At 69.4% G+C, this 18,654-nt stretch carries 16 protein-coding genes and 1 rRNA gene; 6 read left to right on the top strand and 11 right to left on the bottom strand.

Annotated elements, in window-relative coordinates:
- Both rrf and ACIRB1_RS14900 read left to right on the top strand, forming a co-directional pair.
- Window positions 1-91: ribosomal RNA gene (rrf, locus tag ACIRB1_RS14905) — 5S ribosomal RNA — on the top strand; the annotation flags it as partial.
- A gap of 71 nt (window positions 92-162) precedes the next feature.
- Complete coding sequence (locus tag ACIRB1_RS14900) at window positions 163-708, top strand: GNAT family N-acetyltransferase (protein ID WP_403465775.1); 546 nt, start codon at window positions 163-165, stop codon at window positions 706-708.
- A gap of 25 nt (window positions 709-733) precedes the next feature.
- Here the strand turns inward: ACIRB1_RS14900 and ACIRB1_RS14895 are convergent, their stop codons facing one another.
- The 9 genes from ACIRB1_RS14895 to ACIRB1_RS14855 form a co-directional block, all read right to left on the bottom strand.
- A complete protein-coding gene (locus tag ACIRB1_RS14895; RefSeq protein WP_403465774.1) occupies window positions 734-2,248 on the bottom strand; it encodes a type IV secretory system conjugative DNA transfer family protein in 1,515 nt (504 codons plus the stop codon).
- 16 nt (window positions 2,249-2,264) lie between these two features.
- The gene (locus ACIRB1_RS14890) at window positions 2,265-3,698 is read right to left on the bottom strand and encodes an ATP-binding protein (RefSeq protein ID WP_266770788.1); all 1,434 of its coding nucleotides are present in this window, start codon (window positions 3,696-3,698) and stop codon (window positions 2,265-2,267) included.
- A gap of 7 nt (window positions 3,699-3,705) precedes the next feature.
- Complete coding sequence (locus ACIRB1_RS14885; protein WP_352183060.1) at window positions 3,706-5,265, bottom strand: SCO6880 family protein; 1,560 nt, start codon at window positions 5,263-5,265, stop codon at window positions 3,706-3,708.
- Window positions 5,262-6,578 (bottom strand): hypothetical protein, encoded by a 1,317-nt coding sequence (locus tag ACIRB1_RS14880; protein ID WP_403465773.1) that lies wholly within the window; start codon window positions 6,576-6,578, stop codon window positions 5,262-5,264. Before ACIRB1_RS14880 ends, ACIRB1_RS14885 begins: the two co-directional genes overlap by 4 nt.
- On the bottom strand, window positions 6,568-7,407 hold the full coding sequence (locus ACIRB1_RS14875) for a hypothetical protein (RefSeq protein WP_403465772.1): 840 nt from the start codon (window positions 7,405-7,407) through the stop codon (window positions 6,568-6,570). The genes ACIRB1_RS14880 and ACIRB1_RS14875 overlap by 11 nt, the downstream gene beginning before the upstream one ends.
- Window positions 7,408-7,575: 168 nt before the next feature.
- The gene (locus ACIRB1_RS14870; protein WP_352183063.1) at window positions 7,576-7,884 is read right to left on the bottom strand and encodes a hypothetical protein; all 309 of its coding nucleotides are present in this window, start codon (window positions 7,882-7,884) and stop codon (window positions 7,576-7,578) included.
- 370 nt (window positions 7,885-8,254) lie between these two features.
- Window positions 8,255-9,571 carry a peptidase S8 gene (locus ACIRB1_RS14865; protein WP_403465771.1) on the bottom strand — a complete coding sequence of 439 codons (1,317 nt, stop codon included), beginning with the start codon at window positions 9,569-9,571 and terminating at the stop codon, window positions 8,255-8,257.
- Between the two features lie 390 nt (window positions 9,572-9,961).
- Window positions 9,962-11,323 (bottom strand): S53 family peptidase, encoded by a 1,362-nt coding sequence (locus ACIRB1_RS14860; RefSeq protein ID WP_352183065.1) that lies wholly within the window; start codon window positions 11,321-11,323, stop codon window positions 9,962-9,964.
- Between the two features lie 379 nt (window positions 11,324-11,702).
- Window positions 11,703-12,299: a TetR/AcrR family transcriptional regulator gene (locus ACIRB1_RS14855; protein ID WP_352183066.1), complete on the bottom strand. Its 597-nt coding sequence runs from the start codon at window positions 12,297-12,299 to the stop codon at window positions 11,703-11,705.
- 98 nt (window positions 12,300-12,397) lie between these two features.
- Here ACIRB1_RS14855 and ACIRB1_RS14850 point away from each other — a divergent pair, with 98 nt between their 5' ends.
- The gene (locus ACIRB1_RS14850) at window positions 12,398-13,336 is read left to right on the top strand and encodes an oxidoreductase (protein ID WP_352183067.1); all 939 of its coding nucleotides are present in this window, start codon (window positions 12,398-12,400) and stop codon (window positions 13,334-13,336) included.
- Here the strand turns inward: ACIRB1_RS14850 and ACIRB1_RS14845 are convergent.
- The gene (locus tag ACIRB1_RS14845) at window positions 13,333-13,716 is read right to left on the bottom strand and encodes a VOC family protein (RefSeq protein ID WP_352183068.1); all 384 of its coding nucleotides are present in this window, start codon (window positions 13,714-13,716) and stop codon (window positions 13,333-13,335) included. The genes ACIRB1_RS14850 and ACIRB1_RS14845 overlap by 4 nt on opposite strands.
- Before the next feature lie 254 nt (window positions 13,717-13,970).
- Between ACIRB1_RS14845 and ACIRB1_RS14840 the strand changes: the two genes are divergently transcribed.
- From ACIRB1_RS14840 to ACIRB1_RS14830, 3 genes are all read left to right on the top strand, one after another.
- Window positions 13,971-14,771, top strand: coding sequence for a trypsin-like serine peptidase (locus ACIRB1_RS14840; protein ID WP_403465770.1), 801 nt, complete (start codon window positions 13,971-13,973; stop codon window positions 14,769-14,771).
- Window positions 14,772-14,990: 219 nt separating this feature from the next.
- The gene (locus ACIRB1_RS14835) at window positions 14,991-16,010 is read left to right on the top strand and encodes an NlpC/P60 family protein (protein WP_403465797.1); all 1,020 of its coding nucleotides are present in this window, start codon (window positions 14,991-14,993) and stop codon (window positions 16,008-16,010) included.
- 166 nt (window positions 16,011-16,176) lie between these two features.
- Window positions 16,177-16,884: a phosphatase PAP2 family protein gene (locus ACIRB1_RS14830; protein WP_352183070.1), complete on the top strand. Its 708-nt coding sequence runs from the start codon at window positions 16,177-16,179 to the stop codon at window positions 16,882-16,884.
- A gap of 198 nt (window positions 16,885-17,082) precedes the next feature.
- Here ACIRB1_RS14830 and ACIRB1_RS14825 read toward each other — a convergent pair whose 3' ends face one another.
- The gene (locus tag ACIRB1_RS14825; RefSeq protein WP_352183071.1) at window positions 17,083-18,654 is read right to left on the bottom strand and encodes an FAD-binding oxidoreductase; all 1,572 of its coding nucleotides are present in this window, start codon (window positions 18,652-18,654) and stop codon (window positions 17,083-17,085) included.

The following is an 18,654-nucleotide window of genomic DNA, read 5'->3' as shown; positions in this document are numbered from 1 at the left end:
GCCCGGTTACATTCCGAACCCGGAAGCTAAGCCTTACAGCGCCGATGGTACTGCAGGGGGGACCCTGTGGGAGAGTAGGACGCCGCCGAACAAATATTGCGAAGACCCCTGTACCGTTTATTCGGTACAGGGGTTTTCTGCGTTTCGGCTACCGTGGCTGGCATGAACTACAAGATCCGGTCGATACGCGCCGACGAGTGGGCCGCGGCGAAGGAGCTGCGGCTCGTCGCCCTGCAAGATCCCGTCGCGCATCTCGCCTTCCTGGAGACCTACGACGCCGCACTCGCCCGGCCGGACTCCTTCTACCAGGAGCGGGCCGTAGGGGCTGCTGAAGGAGCTGACGGGGCTCAGCAGATCATTGCCGAGGGGCCCGACGGGGAGTGGGTCGGGACGGTGACCGTGCTGCTTGAGGAGGCCGGGACCGTCGACTGGGCCGGCTTCGCGGTCGAGCGGAAGCAGGGGCACATCGTCGGGGTGTTCGTGCGGCCCGAGGTGCGGGGCATCGGGCTGACCGAGGTGCTCTTCGATGCCGCCCTTGAGTGGGCCTGGGGGCGCGGGGTCGAGCGGGTGCGGCTCATAGTGCACGAGGACAACGAACGGGCCCGACGCTTCTACGGCAAGGTCGGCTTCGTACCGACTGGCGTCACCGTGCCGCTCGGTGGGAAGCCGGACGAGCGGGAGCTGGAGATGGTGGTCGAGCGGCCGTAGCTGCCCGGTGCGGTGAGTGCTGTGGCTATACCGGCAGTTCGTGGTGGGGCCAGCGGGCTCTGGCCTGTTCTCTGGAGCGGAGGAGGGCCAAGGTCGGCAGGCCTCGCTCGGCTCCGGTGGCCAGGAGATCCGGGAGCTGGGGGAGTGGGGCGACGGCGGCGATGTCGTCCAGGACTAGCGTCATTGGTGGGTCGAGGCGACCGGCCGATGACCGTTCGGCCATGTGCCGGCCGCGCTCGACCACGCTTGATGCGAGGGCGGTGAGGAGAGGCATCGCGCCCGGGTTCGTCCGGGGGTCCTCGATGGATTCACCGACCAGATAGAGCGTGCCCCCTTCGTTCGCGAAGGAATCCAAGGAGAGCGCGTCAGTTCTGTTGGGTGTGCACGCCTCGCGGATGTTGACCGTGAAGAGGGCGGACAGGGCGCGGCTCGTCAACTCCTGGGCGATGTCCCGGCGTTCGGGGTGGGATGTGAGGGCAGCCTCGAGTTCGCCGGCCGCGCCGGGGGCCGCCTTGGGGTTGGTGCGGAGGGTGCGTACCGCGTCCTGGATCTGGGTGCCCTGGGACCAGCGGTGGACGTGGCGGATGGTGCGGCCGTCGATCGCGGCGGCGTGCAGATAGCTGCGGAGGAGCGTCTCGGCTGTGTCCGCCACCGCCTGGTCGATCTTGGCGGTGGGTCTGACCGGGGCGAGGAGGGCGGCGGCTCGTTTCAGCGCGGTCTGCTTGTCCTCGCAGCCGGTTGTGGGGGACCAGTGGAGGCGGGCCGGGGTGTCGCAGAGATGGGCGGGGTCGTAGAGGAGGACCGGGCCCAGTTTGGCTCTGGCGTCCTTGGTGTCCTGCCAGATCGTCTTGTTGGACGTGACTACCAGGGCTGGGCCTTCTGCGTCCCGTACGGCTTGGGTGGCCGTGATCTGGCGGCTATCCGCCGTTGCCAGCAAGATTTTTCCCCACCCGCCCACCACTCCGTCCCCGCCCAACAGCTGGGGCCCGCCCACCCGTTCGCCGTTGGCTGGAGAGGTCGAGGTGAGCGGCGCGGGTGCCGCCTGTTCCAGGAGGACCGTGGGCTGCAACTGCGGTTGGGGTTCCGGGCGTTGGGGCGGCACCTCGTGTGGCTCCGCGCGCTGTGCCGGTACCTCTTGGGGCTCCGGTGACGGCGGGGTGGCCAGGGCCTTCGCTCGCGTTCTCGTGCGTACCGCCCGCCATCTCGCCAGCGTGCCCATCACGAAGATCGTCAGGACGACCAGGATCATCAGCTGACCGATGAACAGGCCCCAGAAGAGGCCATAGCCGGAGAACTCGGCGGGTGGGGACTGGGGCCAGGCGCCGGTGATGTCGTGGGGCTGGGCGATCAGGTGGCGCATGGCCATGGGGGTGCGGGGGAAGGTCACGCCGGTCGGCCAGGTGCCCTTGGAGAACAGGGCGGCCAGGCCGGTGGCCGACCACACCAGCAGGGTCATGCCGATGAGGAACGCGAGCAGGCCCACCAACAGGCCGTCGGGGATGCCCCCTTGGCGCTCGCGTCCACCGTCGTCCGGTCTCATGTCATGCCACCGCCGTTCACGCCACCGTGGACTCGGAGGAACCGTCGAGATCGTTCAGGTGCTGTTCCATGAAGGCGGCCGCGCGTTCCTCCGCCTCCAACTCGGCGGCACGCAGGGCGTCGTCGGTCAGTTCCTGGTCGTGCTCGCGGGAGGACTGGGTCATCGCGCGGTCGGTGAAGACCAGGGGGCGTTCCGTCTCGGTGATCAGGTGTTTGACCACCTGGACGTTGCCGTTGACGTCCCAGACGGCGATGCCGGGGGTGAGCGTGGGGATGATCTCCACCGCCCAGCGTGGCAGCCCCAACACCCGTCCGGTCGCTCGGGCTTCGTCCGCTTTCTGGGCGTAGATCGTGCGTGTGGACGCCATTTTCAGGATCGCCGCCGCTTCCTTCGCGGCGGCTCCGTCGACGACGTCCGACAGGTGGTGGACCACCGCCACGAACGACAGGCCCAGGCGGCGGCCGAACTTCAGCAGGCGCTGGAAGAGTTGGGCCACGAAGGGGCTGTTGATGATGTGCCAGGCCTCCTCGACCAGGAAGATGCGCTTCTTCCGGTCGGGGCGGATCCAGGTGTGTTCCAGCCAGACGCCGACGATGGCCATCAGGATGGGCATGGCGATGGAGTTGCGGTCGATGTGGGACAGGTCGAAGACGATCAGGGGAGCGTCGAGGTCGATGCCCACCGTCGTCGGGCCGTCGAACATGCCGCGGAGGTCGCCGTCGACCAGGCGGTCGATGACGAGGGCGACGTCCAGGCCCCAGGCGCGTACGTCGTCTATGGCGACGTTCATCGCTTCGGCCGACTCCGGTTCCGGGTGCCGCAGTTGCTCCACGATGTCCATCAGGACGGGCTGGCGTTCGACGATCGTCTCGTTGACGTAGGCGTGCGCCACCTTCAGCGCGAAGCCGGAGCGTTCGTCGAGGCCGTGGCCCATCGCCACCTCGATGATCGTGCGGAGCAGGGCGAGTTGGCCCGTGGTGGTGATCGCCGGGTCGAGGGGGTTGAGGCGAATTCCCATGTCCAGGGCGGCCGTCGGGTCCAGGCGGATGGGGGTTATCCCCAACTCCTCCGCGATCAGGTTCCATTCGCCGACGCCGTCCTCGCCCTGGGCGTCCAGGACGACCACCTGGCGGTCGCGGAAGCGCAGTTGGCGCAGGACGTACGTCTTCTCCAGGGCCGACTTGCCGTTGCCGGACTCGCCGAGCACCAGCCAGTGGGGGGCGGGGAGTTGCTGGCCGTAGAGCTGGAAGGGGTCGTAGATGTAGCCCTTGCCGGAGTAGACCTCGCGGCCGATGATGACGCCCGAGTCGCCGAGGCCGGGGGCCGCGGTCGGCAGGTAGACCGCCTGGGCCTGGCCTGTCGAGGTGCGGACCGGGAGCCGGGTGGACTCGATCTTGCCGAAGAGGAACGACGTGAAGGCGTCGGTGAGGACGGACAGCGGATCCCGCATCTGAGCCCTACCTCCGGATACCGGTGGCGAACGGCAGTGTGTTCACAAACGCGCGGTGGTGCTCGCGGTCGCACCACTCCAGCTTCAGATACGACTTGCCGGCGGACGCCCTTATCGTGCGCTTGTCCCGCGCGAGGGCCTCGGGGTTGCGGGAGGAGACGGTGATGTAGCCGACGAGGTTCACCCCGGCCGCGCCGCTCGCGAGGTCCTCGCCGCGCTGGTCCATGCGGCCGTGCGCGGCGACGTCACGCGGGTCGACGGTGCGGTTCATCTTGGCGGCACGGGAGGCGTCGGCCTCGTCGTTGGTCTTCTCGGTCAGCATGCGCTCGATGGCGACCTCGGTGGGTTCGAGGTCCATCGTGACGGCGACCGTGCGGATCACGTCCGGGGTGTGGACCAGCAGCGGGGCGAGGAAGTTGACGCCCACGGGGGTCATCGGCCACTCCTTCACCCAGGCCGTGGCGTGGCACCACGGGTCACGGGTCGACGACTCACGGGTCTTCGCCTGGAGGAACGTCGGTTCCATGGCGTCGAGTTCGGCCGGCCAGGCGTTGCGCTTCGTCATCGCCTGGAGGTGGTCGATGGGGTGGTCCGGGTCGTACATGGAGTGGATCAGCGAGGCGAGCCGGCCCTGGCCGAGGGGCTGCCGTACGCGGATGTCCGCCTCCTGCAACCGCGAGCAGATGTCGGTGAGTTCACGCGCCATGACGACCGCGAGACCGGCGTCGCGGTCCAGCTTGCGGCCCGCGTGGGGGCGGGTCGCGCGGGCCATCGCGTGGGCCTCGGCGGAGAGTTCGCGGGTGAAGTGCATGCAGGCGACGAGGTAGGCGCGGTGCTGCTCGCTGCTGGTGGACACCATCGACTGGAGCTGGTCGTAGGAGTGCTGGAGCCACGTCAGTGACTTCTCGTCGCCGCGCAGGGCGACGTCCTTGGCGTGGGCGTCCGGGTCCGCGGGCAGGGTGCGGGCGAGCATCTGGATGCGGGTGACGAAGCCGTCGCCGTTGGCCACGTGCTTCAGCAGCGTGCCGAAGCGGTCGACGAGGGCCTCCTGGTCCTCGCTGTCGCGCAGGCCGACGCCCGGGCCCTCGATCTCGATCGCCGCGGTGACCGTACGGCGGTCCGCGTGCAGCAGTACGGCGATCTCGTCCGGGCCGAAGGGGGCGGCCAGCCAGTTGATGCGGCCGATCCCGGGCGGCGGGCCGACCTCCACCTCGCGCCCGTCGAGGTGCACGCCGGCCTCCATGACGGAGGAGCGGTAGGTCGTGCCCTGGCGCAGGGTGCGCTTGTAACTGCGGTTGATCTCGAACCACTTGTAGAACGTACGGCGCTTGTACGGCACGTAGACCGCCATCAGCGCCAGCATCGGGAAGCCCGTCAGCAGCACGATGCGCAGGGACAGGACCGGGACGAGGAGCCCGCACATCATGCCGAGGAACGCGCCCACGATGATGAGCGCGATCTCACCGGTCTCACGATTCTTGCCGACGATCGCGTTCGGCCGGGCCCGGCCGATGAGATAAGTCCGGCGGGGCGTGATCGGATGGGACAGGTGGGACTCTGTCGTCAACGCCCTTCACCTCCCGTGCGGTTGTTGCGGGCGTTGCTGGCGTGCGGGGTGTTCGCCGGGCTCTGGCGGGGCGCGGGCGCGGCGGTGGGGACGGCTCCGCCGCCGCCGGAGGGGCGGCTGCTGTGCGCGGCCACGCCGCCGGAGACCGGGTTGGACGGGCGGGCGCCGGACGAGGACTGGCCGCCCCCGCCGTCGTTCGTACGGGCGCTGTGGGTCTTGATGCCCTGGGCGACCATGGTGGCGGGGGAGCTGATGACCGCGGCTGCCTTGCCCTCGGCGCCCTGCATGATGCGGTTGTTGCGGCCGCTGGCGATCTCGTCGCCGAAGCCGGGGACGAAGCGGTAGATCATCGCGCTGGCGAAGATGGCGAGCAGGATGATGGCGAGGCCGGAGACGACGGCGGAGAACGAGTCCGGGCCGTCGGCGCTGGACAGGGCGCCGGCCAGGCCGAGCACGATCACGATGACCGGTTTGACCAGGATCACCGCGATCATGATGCCGGCCCAGCGGCGGACGTGGCCCCACAGGTTCTTGTCGACGAGGCCCGCGTAGACGACGGTGCCGAGGAGGGCGCCGACGTAGAGGAGGGCGGCGCGGATGACGAGCTCCAGCCAGAGGACGCCGGCGGCGAGGATCGACACCAGGGAGACCACGATCAGCATGATCGGGCCGCCGCCGATGTTGTTGCCCTTGGCGAGGGCGCCGGAGAAGGTGCCGAAGAACGTGTCGGTCTGGTCGCCGGTGGTTTTCGCGAGGACCTCGGTGATGCCGTCGGTGGCGGAGACGACGGTGTACAGGATCAGGGGGGTGAACGCGGAGGCGATGACCGTGAGCCAGAGGAAGCCGACGGCTTCGGAGATCGCGGTGGTGAGGGGGACGCCCCGTACCGCGCGCTTCGCTACCGCGAGGAGCCACAGGAGGAGGGTGAGGATCGTCGACGCGGCGAAGACGACGGCGTACTGCTGAAGGAACCTGGGGTTCGTGAAGTCGACGTTCGCCGTCTCCTTGACGGCGTCGCTGAGCTTGTCGATGGTCCAGGAGGCGGCTTCGGCACAGCCCTTTCCGAGGGAGGAGAGGGGGTCGAGGGTGTCGGTGGTGCTGGGGGTCGTGCCGGAGGTGGAACCGGCCTTGCCGTTCTCGCAGATCTCCTTGGCGTCGGCGACGAGGAGCCTGCACTCCGGCTTTCCCGATCCCGTGGGTGTCGGGGTCGGTGAGGGGGCCGCGAAGGCGCGGGCGGCCAGCAGCACTGCGGTGGTCTGGACAGCGGTGACGGCGGCCGCGACGTTGAGCACGCGACGCGAGTTACCGGGCATAGGTGAACCCTCCGTACTCCTGGACGGCCTTGGCCATGGCGTCGGCAGTCGATGCCTTGTTGTCACCGGGGACGGGGGCTGGGCCGTCCTTCTGGGAGAAGCTGTCGGCCTTCCAGTCGTTGTCCGCCCAGTGCAGTTGCAGCGTCAGGGTGAACCAGTCGCTGGTCACCGGGTTCGTGGAGGATGCGCCCGCCGTGCCGTAGAGGCCGGTGCACCAGACCTCCACCGTCGCCGTGGTTTCCGAGTAGTTCGTGACCTTGGTGCCGATGGGCACCGTGCGGGAGATGTACGTGCTGCCCGCGGCCGCGTCGCCGTTCGCGTCCAGGCCGAGCTTGCTCAGGAAGTCCTTGGAGTAGGCCTGGTCGAGGCTGTTCTGCAGCGTGGTCTGCTGGTCGGCGACGAAGACCTGGCGCACGATCTCCGTCCGGCGGGCCGGCTTGAGGATGTCCGCCGAGACGAGCACGGTGGCGTAGTTGGTCGCCGCGCTCTCCGCGCCCTGCTGGTCGTGCGCGAAGCCGGACGGGATGCCGCTCGCCTTCGTCCGCACCGGCTGTGTTCCGCTCGCCGCCGTGGTGGCGGCATCCGGCTGCGATCCGCTCGATGTGCTGCTGTCGTTCGAGGACGACGTGCCGTCGCCGCGGTTGGCGAAGGCGATGGCGGCGATGAGGAGTACGACGACTCCGACCACCGTCACCAGGCTTCTGGACGAGGAGCGGCCGCCTCTGCGGGCGCCGCCGTAGATGTCGGTGCCGCCCTGGGGGAGGCGGGTGCGGGTCTGGCCGGTGCCGCCGTAACCGCCGGAGGTCTCGTGCTCGTCTCCGGGACTCATGCCGGGTACGCCCCTTCGCCGTCGTCCAGAAACATCTGGAAGTACGACGGTAGCCGTGCTGGTTCCCGCGCGGGCGCGGTGTGGTGACTCGACATCAGGGAAACGCAACCTCAGCCGGTGGGCACGACGGGCGGGTGGGGTGGGGAGCGGGGCTCCGGTCGGGACCGGCTACACGGCCATGCCGTACACGATGGTGAAGAGGGTGCCGAGGGAGCCGATGATGAAGACCCCGGTCAGACCGGCGATGATGAGGCCCTTGCCCTGTTCCGCGCTGAAGGTGTCGCGGAGCGCCGTCGCGCCGATGCGCTGTTTGGCCGCACCCCATACGGCGATCCCGAGGCACAGCAGGATGGCGACCGCCATCACCACCTCGATCATCACCTTGGCCTCGTTGCCCAGGCTGCCGAAGGGCCCCCAGTCCGGAGCAATCCCGCCGATGATGGTGTTGATGTCGCCCTTGCCGGCCGCAGAGAGCATGTAAGTCACCGCCCCTGATGGGTAGTTCCGCATCCCCTGCGGGTGCGCAGAGGTCAGGCATCATTGTCGCTGACAAAGACGCCGTCGGATGTCGACTTGGCGTCATTGATTGGCGGGTTTCGTACGAATACCCCGTACGGTCACTCTGTGTATCACGGTAGGTAACGCCGGGCAACGATTCCGGTGCGGAACCTGTCCGTGGTTTGGTCGTTAGCCCCTGATTACTGGATTTGGTTCGCGTTGATGTTCTCATGATGAACGGGCCGCGGCTGGATGCCGCGGCCCGTTCTCCCGTGCCACGTGTGGCCCCCACGACCCACGGTGGCATGACATGTGACTGTGGATCAGTTCGCGTGGGGCGGGGAGTGCGTCAGCCGGTGAAGGCCGAGACGCCCTCCGGGGTGCCCCAGCCGGTCGGGCCGTCGTAGCCCGTGGTGGCGGTGCAGAAGTACGACGTGCTGCATGTGCCGTTGTTGCCGCTGGTCACGTCGTTGAGGGCGGAGGTGCCGGCCTTGGCGTAGGGGAAGGACGCCGGGTAGGAGCTGGTGGACGGGGTGCCGGCCAGGGCGTAGACGCTCGCGATGATCGGGGACGAGACGCTGGTGCCGCCGAAGGTGTACCAGCCGGCGGTGACGCCGTAGGAGTCGTAGACCGAGACGCCCGTCGCGGGGTCGGCGACCGCGGAGACGTCGGAGATCATGCGCTTGGTGCAGCCGGTGTCGGTCTGCCAGGTGGGCTTGGCGTCGTACGCGGAGCAGCCGGAGCCGGTGCCCTCGGTGCTGCTCGTCTTCCACACCGTCTCGGTCCAGCCGCGGGTGGTGGAGGAGGTGGAGAGCTTGGTGCCGCCGACCGACGTCACGTACTTCGACGCCGCGGGGTACTCCGCGCCGTAGGCCGAGTCGCCGGCGGAGACGGTGATGGCGACGCCCGCGTGGTTGAAGTACGAGGAGTCGTACGACGTGTCCGAGGAGGACTCGGAGCCGCCGTAGGAGTTGGAGACGAACTTCGCGCCGAGGGTGACCGCGCGGTTCACCGCGGTGCCGAGGTTGGCCATCGTGGCCGAAGTGGCCTCCACCAGGAGGATGTTGCACTTGGGGCAGACCGCGCTCGCCATGTCGAGGTCGAGGGAGATCTCCTCGGACCAGCCGGCGTCGCTGCTGGGCAGCGAGGTGGTGGAGCCGGTCTGGCTGACCTTCTTGAAGCAGCCGTTGGCCGTCGTGCAGGCCGAGAGACCGTAGTACGAGCGGTAGGTGGCGAGGTCGGACTCGGCGTTCGGGTCGTTGTACGCGTCGACGATCGCGATCGTCTCGCCGGCGCCGTTGGAGGCGGCGGCGGAGGTCAGGCCGTAGGCGGCCTGGATGTTGGTGGGGCTGTAGCCCGAGGGGGTCGAGGCGTCGGCGGCCTTCGGGGTGATGCCCGTCCGCTTGGCCTGTGCCTGCTGGTACGCGGTGAGTCCGCCGGTCACCCGGTAGGAGTTACAGGCGAGTTCGCCGGCTTTCTTGGGGGTCGCGCAGGGGGTCGCGGCGTAGGTCACCTTGGTGGAGGTGGTGGCGGCGCTCTGTGCGGCGTCGGCCTGTACGGCGGAGCCGAAGCCGGTGAACACCAGCGCGGCGGTGGCTATGGCGGTGGACCCTATGCGGCGCCATCTACCGTGCGTGTGGGGGGAGTTGGGGGTGGTGGTACGCAAGGTGCAGCCTCCTGAGTCGGTGGAACAGGGGCGGTGCGGGTGCGTGTCGCCGGTACGGTTTCCCCGGCGCTGGGGGGCGGCCCGCGATGACCATCCCTTGTTGAGTACGCGACAACAAGGGGCTGCTGGAATCCTGACTTCCGTCTTACCGAACAGGGGCGGGGCCTTACTTCTCGATGGCTCTCCGATGGCCATCCGGTGGCGCCCGCTTGACCCAACTCACAGTATTTCCATGGTGTTTCCACTGGTCACGCGGGTGCTTAGCACATGGCGAACGGGCCGCGGCTGGTTGCCGCGGCCCGTTGCCACTCGCTCCGCCGAGGGGACCCCACGTCCCCCTCTTGCCGGCGGCTCCCCGTGACCCGACGGGGAGGTTCCGTGCCGGGTGCGTCAGCCGGTGAAGGCGGAGACGCCCTCCGGGGTGCCCCAGCCGGTCGGGCCGTCGTAGCCCGAGCCCGCGGTGCAGAAGTAACTCGTCGAGCAGGAGCCGTTGTTGCCGCTCGTCACGTCGTTCAGGGCGGAGGTGCCGGCCTTGGCGTACGGGTACTTCGCCGGGTAGTCGCTGGAGCCGGGGGTGCCGGCCAGCGCGTAGACGCTCGCGATGATCGGGGACGAGGCACTGGTGCCGCCGTAGGTGCCCCAGCCGGTGCCGTCGGCGCCGTAGGTGTCGTAGACCGAGACGCCCGTGGCCGGGTCGGCGACCGCGGAGACGTCGGAGATCATGCGCTTGGTGCAGCCGGTGTCGGTCTGCCAGGTGGGCTTGGCGTCGTACGCGGAGCAGCCGGAGCCGGTGCCCTCGGTGCTGCTCGTCTTCCACACGGACTCGGTCCAGCCGCGGGAGTTGGAGGACGTGGAGAGCTTGGTGCCGCCGACCGAGGTGACGTACTGCGAACCGGCCGGGTACTCGGCGCCGTAGGCCTCGTCGCCCGCGCTCGCGGTGATGGCGACACCCGGGTGCTTGTAGTACGAGGTGTCGTAGGACGTGTCCGAGGAGGACTCCGAGCCGCCGTAGGAGTTCGAGACGAACTTGGCGCCCAGCTTGACGGCCTCGTTCACCGCGGTGCCGAGGTTGGCGTCGCTCGCCGACTTGGCCTCGACCAGGAGGATGTTGCAGTTCGGGCAGGCGGCGCTGACCATGTCGACGTCGAGGGACTCCTCACCGGCCCAGCCGCTGTCGGCGGTCGGCAGCGAGGTCGTCGAACCGGTCTGGCTGACCTTCTTGAAGCAGCCGTTGGCCGTCGTGCAGGCCGAGAGGCCGTAGTACGAGCGGTAGGTCGCGAGGTCGGACTCCGCGTTCGGGTCGTCGTAGGCGTCGACGATCGCGACGGTCTCGCCCGAGCCGCTGGAGGCCGCGGCGTCGGCCAGGCCGTAGGCGGACTGGATGTCCGAGGGGCCGTAGCCGGTGGGGTCGTCGGAGGCGGCCTTCGGGGAGATGGTCTTCGGCGTGACGCCCTTCAGGGCGGCCTGCTTCTCCATGAAGGCCGTGGTGCCGCCGGTGACGCGGAGGGCGTTGCACGCGGCGTAACCCTTCTTCGGGGTGGCGGCGCACCCGATCTTCGCGTACTGCACATGCGCCTTGGCCACCTGGGCGGCGATCGTCCTGGCGGTCACCTTGTGGGGGGCGGTGGCCGCGCCAGCGTGGGCCGCGGTGCCGAGGCCGGCGAGCAGGAGTGCGGCGGTGGCGGCGGCCACGGAGCCGAGTCTGCGCCAGTTGCCACGTATGTGGGGGGAATTGGGGGGTGACGTACGCAACGTACAGCCTCCAGAGAGAGGTTGGCAGAGGCCTGCGGGTGGGGGGTCCACCGGTGAGGTTCCCGGCGGGGGCGGCGGCCCGCGATGACCTTCTCTTGTTGAGTACGTGACAACAAGGTGGGTTCCGGAGTTCTGACTTCCGCGTTACTCAAGGGGGTTGGGGGATTGCTGATCAGTGGCGGCGGGATGGGGTGGGGATGGCTCGGGCTTGACCCTCTGCACGGGAACTTCACAGCGGGACGCGCGTTGACAAGGGCCGAGGAGGGGGTGGGTGGCTCAGGTCGTCGGCGGGGTGCGCGTCGGTGGGGGTTTGTCGCGCAGTTCCCCGCGCCCCTGAAGGGGGTTGGGGATCGCGGGGTCAAGAAGTGCTGGGGGTCGGCTAGTTCTCTCGGGGTGTCAGGCCGGTCAGCAAGTGGTGGATCAGGGCGGGGATGTCGGAGATCGCCGCTTCCGGCGTGAGGGTGCCCTGGGCCGCGAAGGAGGCTGTGCCGTGGAGGGCGGCGCCGATGACGAGGGCGATGGTCCACGGGGAACCGGGGATCACCTCGCCGCGCTCCTGGGCGTCGGTGACGATCTGTACGAACTGGGCCGTCGTGCCGTCCACCGCTGCCCGGAGCTGCTCGGAGATGTCCGCGTCGTGCTTGCGGGAGTACATGACCTCCAGCAGCTCGGCGTTGGTGACCGCGAAGCGGACGTAGGCCGTGGCCAGTTCGGTGAGGCGGGCCTCCAGGGGCAGGTCGGGGTGGTCCGCGGCGGTCAGTTCCTTGGTCATGCGCTCGAAGCCGGTCAGGGCGAGCGCGTCGACCAGGGCCTGCTTGTCCTTGAAGTGGCGGCCGGGAGCGGCGTGGCTGACGCCGATGTCGCGGGCCAGCTCGCGCAGGGACAGGGCCGCGACCCCCTTCTCCAGCAGGGTGGCTTCCGCGCTCGCGAGCAGGGCGGAGCGCAGGTCTCCGTGGTGATAGGGGCGTACAGACATGCGAGCCATGGTATCGCGATGTTGTCGGCGCCAGCATTGTTGTCGGCGTCACCATTGTTGTCATTGACAGCATTGTTGGCGTTGCCTACATTGGAGGCATGGACAACACGGGCAAGGCCATCAGCAGCAAGAGCGGGACCAAGGGCAAGTGGGACGCCGGGCGCATCCCCGATCTCTCCGGGCGCACCGCCGTCGTCACCGGTGCCAACAGCGGGATCGGCCTCGTGGCCGCCACCGAGCTGGCCCGCGCGGGCGCGCACGTCGTGTTCGCCGTACGGGACCTGGAGCGCGGGCGGGCCGCCGCGGCGAAGGTGAGCGGCAGCACGGAGGTGCGGCGGCTGGATCTCGCGGATCTGGCGTCCGTGCGGGAGTTCGCCGGGGGGTGGGACGGGCCGATCGACCTGCTGATCAACAACGCGGGCGTGATGCTGCTCCCCGAGGGGCGCACACGCGACGGGTTCGAGATGCAGTTCGGCACGAACCACCTGGGCCACTTCGCGCTCACGAACCTGCTGCTGCCGTACGTCACCGACCGCGTCGTGACCGTCTCCTCCGGCGCGCACCGGATGGGCGACCGCAGAATCCACTTCGAGAACCTGAACCTGGACGGCATCTACGCCCCGCAGCGCGCCTACTCCCAGTCGAAGCTCGCGAACCTGCTCTTCACGCTCGAACTGCAACGCAGGCTCACCGAGTCGGGCTCGCCCGTCCGCTCCCTCGCGGCGCACCCGGGCTGGGCGGCGACCAACCTCCAGAGCCATACGGCGAACCCGGTCGCGCGCGTCCTCATGGCCCTGGGCAACAAGGTCGTGGCCCAGGACGACAAGGGCGGCGCCCTCCCGACCCTCTTCGCGGCGACGGAGGACCTCCCGGGCGGAAGCTTCGTCGGCCCCAGCGGGCCGGTCGAGATGCGCGGCGAGCCGACACTCGTCGGGCGGAGCACGGCGGCGAGCGATGTCACGGCGGCACGACGGCTGTGGGACGCGTCGGAGGAGCTCACGGGAGCGGTGTTCCCGCTCACGGTCGCCGCGCGCTAGCCCCAGCTGCGGGCTTGGGCGTTGAAGACCTCGGGGTCGCTGTGCACGGGCAGGACGCAGAGCAGGTGGCCACCGGGGGCGCGCAGGACCCGGCACTCCAGCCACCGGGCGGTCTGGACCGCGCCGAGGGAGAGCAGGCGGGCGGTCTCCGCCTCCACGTCATCGGTCTCGATGTCGATGTGGAAGCGCGGGTTGGGGTCGCCGATCGACTGAACGGCGGTGACCAGGCCGGGGATTGCCTCATGGAGCGTCGTGAACTGCTCCTCGCCGGGGACCGGTCCGGCGGGGGCGCCGAGCGCGGCCGACCAGAAGGCGGCGGCCGCGGCGGCCTCCGGGCCGGGGGTGTCGATCAGCAGGGCGAAGACTCGGCTTCTGTGCATGGGGCTCGCTCCCGGGTGGGTTCGGAGGGGACCCCGAAGACGGTGCCAGAGGGGATGCCGGGCCCGCGGGTTTTCTTCGTGCGGGCCCGGGGAGACGGGGGGTAGCGCGCAGAAGAGGCGGGCGGGGCGGGTGGACAGTACGGTGGACTGACCGCCGGACCGAGCGTCGACCGCTGTACGAACGCGCTGTTCACAGCGAAATCTCAGTAAACGTCGACGTCCTTTCTCACCTTTGTGGGACAGAGTGGGGCCCGATGAAGCGCAGCTCACGCATCTCCCGTTCCGCCCGCCTCGCGGGCAACCGCAGGTACGCGCTGTTCGTCGCCGTGGTCACGCTGGCACTGACCTCGGCGTCCGTGGCGACCGCCGACGACGGTCCCGGGCCCTTCGGGGTGACCACCGTGACCGAGGTGAGCAAACAGAGCGTCCGGATCGGCGCCCTGTTCGGGGCGGCCCATGCCACCAGCCTGGCCGGCGGGCACCACTGCACCGCGTCCGTGGTGCACAGTCCGGGGCGTGACCTCATCGTCAGCGCGGCCCACTGCCTGGACGGGGACTCCGGTGACGTGTTCGTGCCCGGCTACCGGGACGGCAGGGCGCCGTACGGGGTGTGGAAGGTCAACCAGCGGTTCCTGCCGGACGGCTGGTCCAAGGGGCAGGCCGAGGACAGCGACATCGGCTTCGCCACGCTCGTGGAGGTCGGCGGCAAGAACATCGAGGACGTGGTCGGCGCCGACCGGTTCACGACCGGGACGGCGACCGGGGCCACGGCGGTGACCGTCACCGGGTACCCCTCCGCCACCGACCAGCCCATCAGCTGCACGAACAAGCCCACCCTGCACAGCGGCACCCAGCAGCGCATCGACTGCCCCGGCTTCACCGGCGGCACCAGCGGGAGCCCCTGGGTCAACGGGGACGAGCAGGTCGTCGGGGTCATCGGCGGGCACGAGCAGGGCGGGCTGACACCGGACATCTCGTACAGCGTCGTGTTCGCGAAAGAGGCGGCCGAGCTGTACAAGGACGCGACGACGGCCGACCCGGCGCAGGACGGGTGACCGGTCGCAGGCGGCTGACCGGTCCCAGCACGGGTACCGGTCGTAGGGCCGGTGGGCCGGTCGTGGGGCCGGTGGTCCGGAGTCGTATGGATCGTCCGTATTGAGGTGCTGTAAGGCGCGGTGTGCGGTGGGTGCGACTCGCTGAATACGCGTCAGATGTGGCGGAAGCACGGCGAAATGCCGCCACCCTCCCCGGAAATGGCCTTGAACAGGGCCGACATGGGGGAGGGTTGGGCCGTGCGAAAAGTATGGGTGGCCGGTGGGGTCGCGGCTGGGCTGGGGCTCAGCTTTGTGATGCTGCTCGTCGTCGGGGTCTACCTCGTCGCCGGGAACCTCGTGAACGGGGCCGGCGGCGGGAGTGTCGCGCTCGCCAAGGGCGCGGTGCCGACGGCGTATTCGGCGCTCGTGCAGAAGTGGGGCAACCTCTGCCCCGCCCTCAACCCCGCACTGCTCGCCGCCCAGCTCTACCAGGAGAGCGGCTTCAACCCGAACGCGAAGAGCCCGGCGAAGGCCGAGGGCATAGCGCAGTTCATCCCCGGCACCTGGGCCACGCACGGGATCGACGGCAACGGCGACGGCGTACGCAACGTATGGGACCCGAATGACGCGATCCCGTCGGCCGCGACCTACGACTGCGAGCTCGCCACGTACGTGAAGGACGTGCCGGGGAACCAGACCGCGAACATGCTCGCCTCGTACAACGCGGGGGCGTACGCGGTCATCAAGTACGGAGGCGTGCCGCCGTACTCCGAGACCCGGAACTACGTGAAGACGATCACGACGCTGTCGCAGAGCTTCGCCGCGCCCGTCAGCCGGGTCGATCCCTCCGAGCAGGCCGCCACCGCGATCACCTACGCGCAGAGCAAGCTCGGTACGCCGTATCTCTGGGGTGGGAACGGCACCGCCGACCAGGGCGGGCGGTTCGACTGCTCGGGGCTCACCAAGGCCGCGTTCGCGGCGGCGGGGATCACGTTGCCGCGTGTCGCGAACGATCAGTACAACGCCGGACCGCATCCGCAGCGGGCCGAATTGCTGCCGGGAGATCTGGTGTTCTTCTCGGACGACCTCACCAATTCCCGGGCCATCCGGCATGTGGGGATTTATGTCGGCGGCGGGTACATGATCGACGCACCCCGGACGGGTGCTGTGATCCGGTTCGACCCCATTGACACCCCCGATTACTTCGGCGCCACCCGGGTCACCGAAGATGGCGCGAAAGCACTCCCCACGACGGTGTGAACCGAGCGTGAACCCACCCCCTGAGCTGCGGCGATGAGTCTCTCTTCGATAACGTCTGAGTGATCATTCGGTGGATGGTGGAACGTAATAAGAGGGACCGTGCGTTCCTGTTGAGTAATGCGCACGAGAGATGCGCCCGGAACTACGACGAAGGAGCCGCAGCACCATGGCTGTACTCGCCGAATCCGGGTCGAACCCCGACGTCGATCTGCTCTACGACATCAATGGACTCGCGAAGGACGCGCCGCACTGGTTCGACCGGGTGGTGGAGTTCGTCGGTGAGTACGGACTGCTGGTCGCGATGGTGCTGCTGGTGGTGTGGTGCTGGTGGTCCGTGCGGCGGCGGGGGGACGAGGACTCGGCGGCGTCCGTCGCCGGGCTGGTGTGGGCGCCGCTGGCCGCCGCGCTCGCTGTCCTCGTGAACGTGCCCATACGCGGGTTCGTGGAGCGGCCTCGGCCCTTCCGCGACCACACCGGGCTCGATGTCCTCATCTCCGGGAAGACCGACTACTCGTTCGTGAGCGACCACGCCACGATCACCATGGCGATGGGGGTCGCCCTGTTCGTGGCGAATCGGCGGTTCGGGCTGGTGGGGATCGGGCTCGCGCTGGTCGAAGGGTTCTGCCGGGTCTATATGGGCGTGCACTATCCGACCGATGTGATCGGTGGGTTCGCGCTCGGTACGGCTGTCGCTCTGCTGTTGTCCCCGCTTGCCATGGCTCTGCTGACGCCGGTGCTGAAGGCGGTCGAGGGGTCGGCCTGGGGTGGGTGGGTCGTTTCCTCGGCCGGTGTGCGGGGGGTTGGGCGGGGGGCCGTGATTCCGGGGGCGCGGACGGAGACGTCCGGTACGGAGGAGCGGGACCTCGCGGCGTGACGGCTCCGCCGGGGGCGGTTCTTTGGCTGCGGGTCCGTCGTGGCTGGTCGCGCCCGCGCGGCGGAGCCGCATATTGATACAGCCTCGCGCCCCTAGGGGGTGCGCCTGGCCGGGGCTGGCACGTTCCGCGCAGGCTCGTCCCGCCCCTAGGGGGTGCGTCTGGCCGGGGCCGGTACGTTCCGCCCCGGCTCAGTCCCCCTACAGGCCCTGCGGGTACGTGAAGAAGTGGGCGGGGTCGTACTGCTTCTTCAGGGTTGTCAGGCGGGTGGCCGCGTCGCCGTAGTACGCCTTGCGCCAGTTGGTGAGCGTGGGGTCCGTGTAGTTCTGGTAGGCCGCGCCGGAGGCGTAGGGCTTCATGGCGGTGTGGAAGGACGTCAGCCAGGACTGGGCCGAGGTGCCGGCCGTGCCGGCGGGCCAGGAGACTATGTACTGGGCCAGCATGCGGGAGCGGCGGTGGACGAAGGCCGTCGCCGTAGGGGAGACACGGTTGACCGCGCCGCCGAGGGCCGTCAGGGCGATGTCGCCGGAGTTGCCGCGGACCGCCTTCAGCTGGTGGAGCATCGTCTGGATGCCCGCGGCCGAGATCGACCGGTCGAAGAAGTCGGAGCGGCCCACGTAGGTCTCCCGCCCCAGCGCGCCCTGCGGGGAGCGGCCCGGGGTCGAACCCGGCAGGTGGCACTGGGCGTCCGTCGAGAAGGACGTGCAGCCCGCGTACGCCTCCATCGACTCCTCGTACGTGTGCCGCTTCAGCGAGACGCTCGACGCGTTGCCGCCGACCAGGTGGGCCAGCTTGTCGACCGCGTTCTGGAGTTCGGTGTAGGTGCCCAGCGAGAAGCACGCGACGGAGACCCTGGGGGTGCCGCCCGGCGTGTTCGTCAGGTGGCAGGACGACCAGATCTCGTCCGGCTGGTTCGGGCCCCACTCCTGCCAGGCCTTCACCACGGCCGCCGCCATCGACGACGGCCAGGTCAGATAGCCCGATACGGCCTGGGGCGCGGGGTGGGTCCTGAACTGAAGCTCGGTCACCACGCCGAAGTTGCCGTTGCCCGCGCCGCGCAGCGCCCAGAACAGGTCCTTGTTCTCCGTGGCGTTGGCCACCACCTGCTTGCCGTCCGCCGTGATCAGCGTGGCCTGCGTGAGGCTGTCGCAGGTCAGGCCGTACGCCCGGGAGACCACGCCGTGGCCGCCGCCCAGGGTGAGGCCGGAGACGCCGACCGTCGGGCAGGAACCGGCGGGGATGGTCACACCCTTCGCGGCGAGACCCCGGTACACGTCGATCAGCTTGGCTCCGGCGCCGACGACCGCGGAGGAGCCGCTCGCCCGGATCTTGTTCAGCTTCGACACGTCGAGGATGAGGCGGCCGTCGCCGGAGGAGTAGCCGGCGTAGGAGTGGCCGCCGTTGCGGATCGAGACGCGGATGCTGTGGGCGCGGGCGTAGGAGAGGACCGAGCGGATGTCGTCGGGGTTCGCGACGTACGCCACCGCGGCCGGCTTCAGGGAGTCGAAGCGGGTGTTGTAGAGCTGGTGGGCCGTCTTCCAGGAGGCGTCACCGGGGCGGACCAGGGTGCCGTCCAGCTCGCGGGCCAGGGCGGACCAGTTGGCCGCCGCGGCCGCAGTGGTGGTGCGCAGGCCCGCTGTGCTCGTCGAGGTGGAGGCACTGGTCGCCGTCGCGGACGAGCCACCGCCGCCGGTGTTCTTGCCGTTGCACGCGGTGGCCGCGGCCGCCGCTATCGCGGCCACGCCGCCGCCTATGAACGAACGCCGTTGCAT

The sequence above is a fragment of the Streptomyces sp. NPDC096013 genome (genome assembly GCF_044763565.1).
Classification (GTDB): domain Bacteria; phylum Actinomycetota; class Actinomycetes; order Streptomycetales; family Streptomycetaceae; genus Streptomyces.
Note: the sequence above shows the minus strand (reverse complement) of the source record. Positions and strands in the feature narration are given on the sequence as shown.

Coding starts and splice junctions, on each gene's coding strand:
- ACIRB1_RS14900 (WP_403465775.1), top strand. CDS start 163: ATGAACTACAAGATCCGGTCGATACGCGCCGACGAGTGGGCCGCGGCG.
- ACIRB1_RS14895 (WP_403465774.1), bottom strand. CDS start 2,248: ATGAGACCGGACGACGGTGGACGCGAGCGCCAAGGGGGCATCCCCGAC.
- ACIRB1_RS14890 (WP_266770788.1), bottom strand. CDS start 3,698: ATGCGGGATCCGCTGTCCGTCCTCACCGACGCCTTCACGTCGTTCCTC.
- ACIRB1_RS14880 (WP_403465773.1), bottom strand. CDS start 6,578: ATGCCCGGTAACTCGCGTCGCGTGCTCAACGTCGCGGCCGCCGTCACC.
- ACIRB1_RS14875 (WP_403465772.1), bottom strand. CDS start 7,407: ATGAGTCCCGGAGACGAGCACGAGACCTCCGGCGGTTACGGCGGCACC.
- ACIRB1_RS14870 (WP_352183063.1), bottom strand. CDS start 7,884: ATGCTCTCTGCGGCCGGCAAGGGCGACATCAACACCATCATCGGCGGG.
- ACIRB1_RS14855 (WP_352183066.1), bottom strand. CDS start 12,299: ATGTCTGTACGCCCCTATCACCACGGAGACCTGCGCTCCGCCCTGCTC.
- ACIRB1_RS14850 (WP_352183067.1), top strand. CDS start 12,398: ATGGACAACACGGGCAAGGCCATCAGCAGCAAGAGCGGGACCAAGGGC.
- ACIRB1_RS14845 (WP_352183068.1), bottom strand. CDS start 13,716: ATGCACAGAAGCCGAGTCTTCGCCCTGCTGATCGACACCCCCGGCCCG.
- ACIRB1_RS14840 (WP_403465770.1), top strand. CDS start 13,971: ATGAAGCGCAGCTCACGCATCTCCCGTTCCGCCCGCCTCGCGGGCAAC.
- ACIRB1_RS14835 (WP_403465797.1), top strand. CDS start 14,991: ATGGGGGAGGGTTGGGCCGTGCGAAAAGTATGGGTGGCCGGTGGGGTC.
- ACIRB1_RS14830 (WP_352183070.1), top strand. CDS start 16,177: ATGGCTGTACTCGCCGAATCCGGGTCGAACCCCGACGTCGATCTGCTC.
- ACIRB1_RS14825 (WP_352183071.1), bottom strand. CDS start 18,654: ATGCAACGGCGTTCGTTCATAGGCGGCGGCGTGGCCGCGATAGCGGCG.